Annotated in this window: 9 protein-coding genes and 1 tRNA gene; all 10 read right to left on the bottom strand. The window is 55.1% G+C overall.

Going from position 1 to position 10,174, the window contains the following annotated elements:
• Positions 1-753: FAD-dependent monooxygenase (locus Q1J88_RS04905; RefSeq protein WP_301116435.1), on the bottom strand; the 753-nt coding region annotated here is incomplete at its 3' end.
• 222 nt (positions 754-975) lie between these two features.
• Positions 976-1,746 carry an ABC transporter permease gene (locus Q1J88_RS04900; protein ID WP_301116434.1) on the bottom strand — a complete coding sequence of 257 codons (771 nt, stop codon included), beginning with the start codon at positions 1,744-1,746 and terminating at the stop codon, positions 976-978.
• A complete protein-coding gene (locus Q1J88_RS04895) occupies positions 1,747-2,532 on the bottom strand; it encodes an ABC transporter ATP-binding protein (RefSeq protein ID WP_301116433.1) in 786 nt (261 codons plus the stop codon).
• A 14-nt stretch (positions 2,533-2,546) separates the two neighbouring features.
• On the bottom strand, positions 2,547-3,554 hold the full coding sequence (locus Q1J88_RS04890; RefSeq protein WP_301116432.1) for an ABC transporter substrate-binding protein: 1,008 nt from the start codon (positions 3,552-3,554) through the stop codon (positions 2,547-2,549).
• Positions 3,555-3,928: 374 nt separating this feature from the next.
• A tRNA-Pro gene (locus Q1J88_RS04885) sits at positions 3,929-4,005 on the bottom strand.
• Positions 4,006-4,073: 68 nt separating this feature from the next.
• Positions 4,074-4,847 (bottom strand): phosphate ABC transporter ATP-binding protein PstB, encoded by a 774-nt coding sequence (gene pstB, locus Q1J88_RS04880; RefSeq protein ID WP_301116431.1) that lies wholly within the window; start codon positions 4,845-4,847, stop codon positions 4,074-4,076.
• 40 nt (positions 4,848-4,887) lie between these two features.
• Positions 4,888-5,748, bottom strand: a complete 861-nt coding sequence (gene pstA / locus Q1J88_RS04875) for a phosphate ABC transporter permease PstA (protein WP_301116430.1) — start codon at positions 5,746-5,748, stop codon at positions 4,888-4,890.
• Between the two features lie 7 nt (positions 5,749-5,755).
• Positions 5,756-6,694 carry a phosphate ABC transporter permease subunit PstC gene (pstC, locus tag Q1J88_RS04870; RefSeq protein ID WP_301116429.1) on the bottom strand — a complete coding sequence of 313 codons (939 nt, stop codon included), beginning with the start codon at positions 6,692-6,694 and terminating at the stop codon, positions 5,756-5,758.
• A 187-nt stretch (positions 6,695-6,881) separates the two neighbouring features.
• A complete protein-coding gene (gene pstS / locus Q1J88_RS04865; RefSeq protein WP_301116428.1) occupies positions 6,882-7,925 on the bottom strand; it encodes a phosphate ABC transporter substrate-binding protein PstS in 1,044 nt (347 codons plus the stop codon).
• Positions 7,926-8,037: 112 nt separating this feature from the next.
• Entirely contained in the window at positions 8,038-10,104 is a 2,067-nt protein-coding gene (gene ppk1, locus Q1J88_RS04860; RefSeq protein WP_301116427.1) for a polyphosphate kinase 1, read from the bottom strand.
• Between the last annotated feature and the right edge of the window lie 70 nt (positions 10,105-10,174).

The raw sequence follows: 10,174 nt of genomic DNA, 5'->3' as shown, positions 1-10,174 counted from the left end.
TTCGAAGTCTCCGAGCAAGGCTTCTTTGGTGCTGAGCGTATTCCACGATTCTTCGACCCAGGTTTCAGTTTCGTGAACAGCAACGATATTGACGGCCTTTCCCCCGTTGACATAGTAGGTAACCACATGGCTTTTTGGTCCGAGCCAAAATGCGGCTTCGGGTGGTACAAAGTCGGGGCGCTCATCGAACGGTACCACGGCCCGGTAACACATGTGACCCGTGAACTTCGGATCGTCTGCGCCAAACAGGTCGTGCCGGACAACAGATCGTGCACCGTCTGCTCCCACAATCAGATCGGCCTCAAACGTACTGCCATCTGCAAAGTGCGCCACGGCGCCCTGCTCATTCTGTTCCACGCCGGTGCACTGGGTAGAAAACCGTACGCTCGTGTTGCCAATCATGTCCACCAGCAGCTGATGCAGGTCGGCACGATGAACATGGTAGAAGTCCGCTCCATAAAGCCGGGGGCACTCCGACTTTAGCGGGATACGGAATTTCTCTTCGGCGCTTTGCCAGTCCCTGCCCACCAGGGCTTCGGGCAGAAAGCCGACTTTATCGAGCGCCTTCAGCCCTCCAAGTTCGGTAATGACCTTGACCGCGTTGGGCGTCATCTGTATGCCGGCGCCCACCTGGCCGAATTCGGCGGCGCGTTCAAACAGGTGAGATTCTATGCCCCGCTGAGACAAGGCTGCGGCCAGAGCGACGCCCCCGATCCCTCCGCCGATGATGCCAACTTTAAGTACTTTAGCCATGACTGCTCCTTAGTTTGTCCGTGCCCCAGCAACTGCACCGGGGCTTGAAACGATTATATATTAATTAAATGACCATATAATATCTGGACAGTCAGGTTTTAAAAGCTTATTTTCCATGCCCCATCTTAATTCAGAGTGCCTTCGTGCGTGCAGACATTGAATACACGAATGCACAGCCTGCGAAATCGCGGGCTGTGCATGGGTACTGCAACGGAAGCAGAATCAACGATTCTGTGCGCGGAAGGCCCAGCCCGTAAACCGCTTCTCGACCAATGCCGTGGCGGCATACAGCACGATGCCCAGGAAGGCCAGTACCAGAAGGCCGGCAAATACGATCTGCACCTGGAACGCCGCCTGTGCGTCCAGCATGAGCTTGCCGATACCCTTGTTGGCACCCACTGTTTCGGACACCACCGCCCCCACGAACGCCAGCGTAATGGCGACCTTGAGAGAACCAAAGAAGTACGGCAGCGAACCCGGGATACTGACCTTGCGCATGATATCGAGCTTGGAGGCTCCTAGCGCACGCAAAACGTCTTCGAGTTCGGGACTGGTAGTAGCCAGACCGGTCGCGACGTTGACCACGATAGGAAAGAACGAAATCAGGAAGGCAGTAAGAATGGCCGGGATTTCACCCAGTCCGAACCAGAGGATCAGAATGGGAACGACGGCCACCTTGGGTACCGAGTTAAAGCCCACGAGCACCGGGTAGATGGCTGTGTACAGGCTCTTCTTCCACCCGACTGCGATGCCAAGCGCAAGACCTCCGACGGTTGCCATAAGGAAACCGACCAGGGTCGTCCATAGCGTGACCCACGAGTTGTCGATGATAGGCGCCCGATACTGCCATAGGGCGACAAATATCGCGGAAGGCGCCGGCAAAATGGTAAGCGGAATGGCGAAAATCCTGCAGATCAGCTCCCACAACACAAACAAGGCTACGGTGAAAATCAACGGAGGAACAACATTGACAAGCAACTCAAAACGACGCATTTAGTGTTTCCCTCCGATCATGGATCGCAGTTCGTAGACGATGTCCTGGAACTCTTTGCCATACGTGACTTCAATGTCCCGGGGCCGAGGCAGGTCGACCGGACATTTCTTTACGACGCGGCCAGGACGATTTGACATTACGTAAACGGTATCCGCCAGGAAAACCGCTTCACGCAAATCGTGCGTAACCAGCATGACAGTCACCTGCCGTTCTTGCTGAATGTCGCGCAGGGCGCACCAGAGCTCTTCGCGGGTGAAGGCGTCCAGGGCGCCAAACGGCTCGTCCAGCATCAGGATCTCGGGCTCGTGAATCAGCGCACGACAAATTGATGCGCGCTGCTGCATGCCTCCCGAAAGCTCCCACGGGAACTTCTCGGTAAAGCCGGTAAGCCCCACCGAGTTGAGAAGCTCGACTGCCTTTTGCTTGTACTTGGCCCTCTCGGATGAAATTTTTCGTCGGTACGGCTGCACAATTTCGAGCGGCAGCAAAATGTTGTCGACGCATGTGCGCCATGGCAACAGGTTGCTGGCCTGAAATGCCATCCCGACGGATTTCAGGGGCCCGTTGACGGGCTTGCCCTCGACAGTAAGGCTGCCGGACAATGGCGGATGCAAACCGGAAATAAGCTTCATCAGCGAACTTTTGCCGCAGCCCGACGGGCCGACCACGGCAATGAATTCGCCCTTCCTGATGGTTAAGGTGACATCTTCGATGGCTCGGACCGCCGTATCGCCGGCACCGTACGCCATCGAGATGTTGTCAAGTTCGACCAGAGTTTCGGTCATGCGTGCTGTCTCCTTCAGTCAACCAGGCGCTGCTCACGAGGGGGCAGGAATTCGGACGTAAAGATGTCCTGTGCTTTAGGCTTGTTTGTATAGTCAAAGGTCAGACCAATCTGATCAATTGCCTTGTCAAGGCGCTGCATGTCGACATCGCCCAGGCCGTTCTTGCGCACCGCGTCGTTGACGAAGTTCCGCTCGAGTGAAAGTTTCAGACGCTGCAACTCGACATCGCGGTTGGCAATGGCATTGCGCTTCATGAGGTGATCGATTGCGGCTTCCGGGTCTTTGATGGTGTCCTGAATTCCCTTGATGGTGGCACGAACAAAGCCCTTTACAGCCTCGGGATTGTTTTTCATGAAGTCGGGGTTGACCATGATGGCATTGCCATACAAATCGACACCGTAATCGCCAAGCAGCATGACGACGATGTCTTCGTCCTTGACACCGTTGGCCTTGAGATTCATGAACGACGAGAACCAGAAGCCTGTAATCGCGTCTACCCTTCCCTGTGCCAGCATGGGCTCACGAACCGGAAACCCGATGTTCTCGATACGCACCTTTGAGGCGTCGATATCGTTGGCTGCAACAAAGATCGGCCATTGCGCGTAGGCGCCATCTGGAGCAGGCGCGCCCAGGATCTTGCCCTCGAGGTCCTTGGGCTTGGTGATGCCCTTGTCCTTGAGTGTGACAATGGAAAACGCGGGCGTGTCGTACACCATCATTACCGCTTTTACCGGCGGATTCTGTGGATTATCGCGGAACTTGATCAGCGAGTTGATGTCGGCAAAGCCGATGTGATAGGTGGCTGTGGCAACCCGGTTGATGGGTTCAACGGAACTGGCACCCGGATCAATGGTTACGTTCAGACCCTCGTCCTTGTAATAGCCTTTGTCCAGCGCCACCAGATACGGAGCGGCCGGCCCTTCAAAACGCCAGTCAAGGGCGAACTTGACGTCGGTGTTGGCAGATGCAGTGCTGGCGCAAACTGCCATCAGTGCTGATAGAAAATAGCGACGGATACGCATGATTTGTCTCCTTGGGGTTGTCCGGAACGGCGAGCCTGCGCGCCCGCCGAACTCGCTTTTTATTTAACTTTGCTTCTAATTACGGAACCTTCGGATGTGGTCAATAGTATTTAAAAGCTACGGCTAAAGCTTCTAGGTAGTTACCCCAGCTAGAATGTGTGCGCGATAATCCGGCTAGTATCAAAAAAGAGACAAAGCTGTAGTAACAATGGTTTAGACGCGCCTCCCATTAACTAGATTTGCACGTACAAGCTCTCATTAACCAACTCAAAGTACAAAGACCATTAACTTTTTAGTAAGTAATTTCTTGGCTTTGCGGTCTAAAAACGCAAAAACGGCTTTGCAAGAAACTTGCAAAGCCGTTTTAAAAACTGTGGTCGGGGCGACATGATTCGAACATGCGACCCTCTGGTCCCAAACCAGATGCGCTACCAGACTGCGCCACGCCCCGACAAAGACAGCTATTCTAGCACGAACTGGAAAGACTTGAAATTAGCAGCAAATATCAAGCTCGGACCATCAACCGAATCGGCCGGTAATATAGTCTTCGGTTTCCTTGCGCGCCGGTTTCACGAAGATACTGTCGGTCTCGCCAAATTCAATGAGCTCACCCAGGTACATATAGGCGGTGTAATCGGAGCAACGCGCGGCCTGCTGCATATTGTGCGTAACGATCACCACGGTGTAGTCCGACTTGAGTTCGGTGATGAGCTCTTCGATCTTGGCCGTCGAGATCGGGTCCAGTGCCGAGCACGGCTCATCCAGCAAAAGCACTTCGGGCTTGATGGCAACGCCACGCGCAATGCAAAGACGTTGCTGCTGCCCCCCTGACAAGCCGTTTCCACTTTGTCCGAGCTTGTCCTTGACCTCATTCCATAGCGCGGCCTTGGTCAGGGCCCACTCGACCCGTTCGTCCATCTCGCCTTTGCTGAGCTTCTCGAACAAGCGAACACCAAAGGCAATGTTGTCGTAGATACTCATGGGAAATGGGGTAGGCTTTTGAAAAACCATCCCCACTTTGGCACGAATCAGCGAAATATCCATCTTGGATGTAAGCAGGTTTTCGCCATCCAGATTGATCTCCCCTTCGGCCCGCTGGCCGGGGTACAGTTCGTACATGCGGTTGAACGTACGCAGCAGTGTCGACTTACCGCAGCCCGACGGCCCGATGAAGGCCGTTACCTTGTTTTCGCGAATGGACATGCTGACGTTATGAATGGCCTGAAATTTTCCGTAGTAAAAGTTCAGGTTCTTGACTTCGAGCTTGACGCGTTCGGTTTGAGCTGTGTTCATGATGGGTTCCCGGCAGGCGCATACGCCAGCCGTTATTCATTTACTTGCGAAAAAGTGAACGTGCGAGGATGTTGATGCCAAGCACGAGCAAGGTGATAAGTACGGCGCCGGCCCAGGCCAGATCGTTCCAGTCCGAGAACGGGCTGGCGGCGTACTGGAAAATAACCACAGGCAGGTTGGCAATCGGCGCGCTCATGTTCCACGACATGAACTGATTGTTGAGCGCCGTAAATAATAGTGGTGCGGTTTCGCCCGAAATGCGCGCGACGGCCAGCAGAACGCCGGTGATAATGCCCGAAATCGCTGCCCGATAACAGATGAAACTGATGATCCGCCATTGCGGGCACCCCAGGGCTGCAGCCGCTTCTCGCAGGCTATTGGGCACGAGCGAAAGCATGTTGTCGGTGGAACGCACTACCACCGGAATTACCAGAATGGCCAGTGCAAAGGCACCCGCCCAGCCCGAGTAATGTCCGACTTGCGCCACGTACACCGCATAGATAAACAGACCAATGACGATGGACGGAGCCGACAACAATACGTCGTTCAAAAAACGGGTAGCAGGCGCAAGCCAGCCTCGTTGACCATATTCAGCCAGATAGGTGCCGGCAAATATGCCTATCGGCGTACCAATCAGTGTTGCTACTGCGGCCATCATCACACTGCCCACGATGGCATTGAGCAGGCCACCCATCTCGCCGGGTGGCGGCGTGGTTTGTGTAAACAGAGCCAGGGAAAGCGATGAGCCCCCCTTGAGCAGAAGAGTCAGGATTATCCAGAACAGCCAGAACAGACCGAACGCTACGGCGGCAAACGACAGGGTCAGCATCAGGCGGTTGACGCGCTGACGCTTTTTGTAGACCTTGTTGTCGAGCGAAACGATGGAATCGGGATTGAACATGATGCGATTACCGTGAGGTGCCTTCGTTCTTGGACAGGCGCAGCAACAGCACCTTCGAAAAAGCCAGTACGACTGTAGTAATAAGGAACAGGATCAGTCCCAGCTCGAGCAACGCCGATTTCTGCATGCCTCCGGCTTCGTTGAACTCGTTGGCCAATGCTGACGCGATTGAATTTGACGGCGAAAATATCGACGACGGCAGATTGAAGGCGTTTCCGATCACAAAGGTAACGGCCATGGTCTCGCCTAGTGCCCGGCCCAGCCCAAGCATGATGCCACCGATGACCCCATGCTTGGTGTACGGCAACACCACCTTCCATACCACTTCCCAGGTAGTGCCTCCCAGCCCATAGGCCGATTCTTTAAGCAGCGGTGGCACGATCTCGAAGACATCGCGCATGACGGCTGCGATGAACGGAATGATCATGATCGACAGGATCAGCCCCGCGGTAAAGATGCCGATGCCGAACGGCGGGCCGGAAAAGACCTGGCTTAGAACAGGAACCCCCGAAAACAGGGCGATCAGGCCTGGCTGTACATACTGCTGAAACAGGGGCACAAATACAAACAGGCCCCACATGCCGTAGATAATGGAGGGGATTGCTGCGAGCATCTCAATGGCTGTTCCCAGCGGACGGCGCAGCCAGGTAGGAGACAGCTCGGTCAGGAACATCGCAATGCCGAACGAAACCGGTACGGCAATGACCAGCGCGATCAACGAAGACAACAAGGTGCCGACGATGGGCACCAAGGCCCCATAACTATGGGTTACCGGGTTCCAGTCATTGGTCCACAGAAAAGAAATCCCGAACTCGGCGATGGACTCACGGCTGCCATAAATCAACGAGCCCATGATCGCGGCAAGCAGGACGAACACCAGAAAGGCGAATGTCCGCGTCATATTCTTGAATAAGACGTCCATCAGGGCGGATTGCTGTTTCTTCATGAGTGCTCGTACGGGTGGATCATTTTCGACCTGCACCTGGGCAGATCAAGCCGGTCAGCTGCAAGCTGTAAAAGTGTTCGTGAGTGCGCGGCCAAGTACGTAATTTTTACACAACAAAGACGATGCCATGTTCACGGCATCGTCTTTGCCAGGGTCCAGGTTAACCAGGACCCGGATTGTAACTAGATTACTTCCACACGGCAGAACCGTCGGCCGCCTTGATCTCTTCAGCCCACACGGCGCGGATCTGATCAGTTACGGTGTCGGGAAGAGGCACGTAGTCAAGCTCTACAGCCATATCTGCCCCGTTCTTGAAAGCCCAGTCAAAGAAGGATAGTACCTCTTTGCCGTTTTCAGGCTTGTCCTGAACCTTCTGCATCAGAATAAAAGATGCAGCCGTCACGGGCCACGATTCGGCGCCCGGCTCGTTGGTAAGGACTACGCCCATGCCGGGAGCACCCTTCCAGTCGGCATTGGCGGCAGCAGCAGCAAACGCTTCTTGCGAAGGCTGTACAAACTTGCCTTCCTGGTTCTGAAGCTGAGTCCAGGACAGCTGATTCTGCTTGGCGTAGGCATATTCGACATAGCCGATCGAGTTGCGCAATTGACGAACGTAGGCGGCTACTCCTTCGTTGCCTTTGCCGCCCTGACCGGTAGGCCACTTCACGGCTTTGCCTTCACCGACAGTTTCTTTCCACGCAGGCGAAACCTTGGACAGGTAGTTGGTCCAGCCAAAGGTTGTGCCCGAACCGTCGGAACGGTGAACCACGACAATGTCAGCATTGGGAAGCTTGAGATCGGGGTTGATTTCCTGAATGGCGGGATCGTTCCACTTTTTGATCTTGGCCAGGAAGATGTCGGCCACAATAGGGCCAGAGAGTTTCAGCTCACCTGGCTTGATACCGTCGATATTGACGACCGGTACCGTTCCGCCGACGATGGCGGGAAACTGCAGCAGATTGTTCTTTTCAAGGTCTTCTGCCTTCATCGGATCGTCCGACGCTCCGAAATCGACTGTCTTGGCGATAATCTGCTGCTGGCCACCACCCGAACCGATCGACTGATAGTTGATCCGGTTGCCAGTTTCCTGCTGATATTGAGCCGCCCATTTTGCGTAAATGGGGTAAGGGAACGACGCGCCGGCACCCGTGATGTCGACGGCTTGGGCTGCCAGAGAGGCGGCGCCGAAGGCGATACCGACTGCGGCTTGCAAAATTACGCGTTTGAACATCGAACAATCCTCTTGATTTTTGGTCAAATGAACAGGCGATTACCTGTACGGACTGAATGATAGTTAACCAATATTACAGGTTAATGACATATTCGCCCGGCGCCAACAGCAGTCATTCCATAAGCTGCTTCTGGATGTTGAAAGGCTTTCCTCTGGCCCTGACCTTGACGTAATCACCGTTGGGCAACGCACGCCAAGCGAGTTGATTATCCCGCAACGCATACATGAAAGCCTCTTTTATTACACGTTTTTTCAAGGCCGGGTCCTTGACCGGACAGCCCAGCTCGACCCGGCGGAAGAAATTCCGGTCCATCCAGTCTGCCGACGACAAATACACCTTTTCCTCACCGCCTGCATAAAAATAGAAGACACGGGAGTGCTCCAGGAAGCGACCCACGATTGACCGGACACGTATGTTTGCCGATAAGCCAGGCACCCCTGCTCGCAGGGCACACGCGCCGCGAACAATGAGGTCGATTCGAACCCCTGCCTGACTTGCCTTGTACAGTTCGTCGATGATGATGGGCTCGAGCAGGGAGTTCATCTTGGCCATGATGCGTGCTTTCTTGCCCTCCGACGCGGCCTGTGCCTCATTGCGTATCAGCTCGACCATCGTGTCGTGCAAGGTAAACGGGGCCTGCAGCAATGCTTTCAGTGACGGCCGCGCGCCCAGACCCGTCAACAGGGAAAAGACCTTGTCCATATCGGCGCAGATCGCCGGGTCGGCGGTCAGCAGGCCGAAGTCGGTGTACTGCCGGGCGGTGCGGGAATGGTAGTTTCCAGTTCCCAGATGTCCGTAGCGTCGGATACGCCCGCCCTCTCGCCGAAGTACCAGCGCCATCTTGGCATGTGTCTTATGACCCACCACTCCGTAACTGACATGCGCGCCGACTTCTTCAAGCTTGGCTGCCCAACCGATATTGGTCTGCTCATCAAATCGAGCCATCAACTCGACGATGACCGTGACCTCTTTGCCGGCCCGCGCCGCCGACAACAGAAGACTCATCAGCTCGGAGTCTTCTCCCGTACGGTAAATGGTCTGCTTGATGGCGACAACCGACGGGTCTTTTGAAGCTGCCGACAGGAACGCCAGGACAGGCTCGAATGACTGGTAGGGGTGATGCAACAACCGGTCGCGCTCGGCGATGGCGTCGAACATGGCCTGAGGGTCGTCACCGATCATGTCGAACGGTGCGGGCACCTGCGGACGATAATCGGGGAACAACAGATCCGGGCGGTTGACCGCATTACAAAGCTGCATCAGCCGCGAAAGATTTACGGGCCCATCGACCCGATAGGTGTCGTGCGGCTGCAGGGCGAACTCCTTCTGCAGGTATCGCTCAAGATGGGCCGGCATCTCGTGATCGATCTCAAGCCTTACCGCGGCGCCAAAGTTCCGCTGGGAGAGCTCACCCTGCAAGGCCAGGCGCAGGTTTGTGATTTCTTCTTCGTCGACAAACAGATCACTGTTTCGCGTGACCCGCCACTGATAACAACCCTTGACCTCCAGGCCCGGAAACAGCTCTGCCACGAAGTGGCTGATCAACGAAGTAAGAATGATGTAGCCGTGTTCTACACCGGATATCTCCGGGGGAACCAGCATCAGTCGGGGCAAGGCGCGAGGCGCCTGCACGACTGCAATGGAAGCCCGGCGGCCAAATGCATCGACACCCGCCAAAGCCACCATGAAGTTCAGGCTTTTGTTGTAGACCCGCGGAAACGGGTGTGCCGGGTCAAGACCTATGGGAGTCAGCATAGGAATGACCTCGCTTCGAAAAACAGAGCGGGCCCACTCAAGCTGAGCCTCGTCCCAATCTTCGGGATCGAGCAAAACGATACCTTCCAGCGCCAGTAGCGGCAACACCTCTTCGTTCAGAAGATAATGCTGACGCTCTATCAGCGCATGTGTGGCCTCTTGCACCTGCTCAAAGGCTTCGGCAGGAGTAAAGCCGTCTTCGGCGGGAATATTGGCGTGCTGGGCAAGCTGCTCTTTCAGGCTCGATATGCGAATCTCGAAGAACTCATCCAGGTTGGAGCTGACAATGCACAGATAACGGAGCCTTTCGAGCAACGGCGTGTCCGGGTACTCGGCCATGGCCAGCACCCTCTCGTTGAACTTCAAGAGAGACAGTTCTCGGTTGAGCAGCCTGGGCGTGACGCTGGAGTAATCGGATGACATTCGTGCTCCTGTAAATGGTACCGGTCTTTTACTGCAGTTTGATGACATTATCATGACAGTGGGCATTGTC

It is taken from the genome of Pusillimonas sp. (genome assembly GCF_029263785.1).
Lineage (GTDB): Bacteria > Pseudomonadota > Gammaproteobacteria > Burkholderiales > Burkholderiaceae_B > Pusillimonas.
This window is presented reverse-complemented; position numbering and strand designations above follow the sequence as displayed.

Coding starts and splice junctions, on each gene's coding strand:
- Q1J88_RS04900 (WP_301116434.1), bottom strand. CDS start 1,746: ATGCGTCGTTTTGAGTTGCTTGTCAATGTTGTTCCTCCGTTGATTTTC.
- Q1J88_RS04895 (WP_301116433.1), bottom strand. CDS start 2,532: ATGACCGAAACTCTGGTCGAACTTGACAACATCTCGATGGCGTACGGT.
- Q1J88_RS04890 (WP_301116432.1), bottom strand. CDS start 3,554: ATGCGTATCCGTCGCTATTTTCTATCAGCACTGATGGCAGTTTGCGCC.
- pstB (WP_301116431.1), bottom strand. CDS start 4,847: ATGAACACAGCTCAAACCGAACGCGTCAAGCTCGAAGTCAAGAACCTG.
- pstA (WP_301116430.1), bottom strand. CDS start 5,748: ATGTTCAATCCCGATTCCATCGTTTCGCTCGACAACAAGGTCTACAAA.
- pstC (WP_301116429.1), bottom strand. CDS start 6,694: ATGAAGAAACAGCAATCCGCCCTGATGGACGTCTTATTCAAGAATATG.
- pstS (WP_301116428.1), bottom strand. CDS start 7,925: ATGTTCAAACGCGTAATTTTGCAAGCCGCAGTCGGTATCGCCTTCGGC.
- ppk1 (WP_301116427.1), bottom strand. CDS start 10,104: ATGTCATCCGATTACTCCAGCGTCACGCCCAGGCTGCTCAACCGAGAA.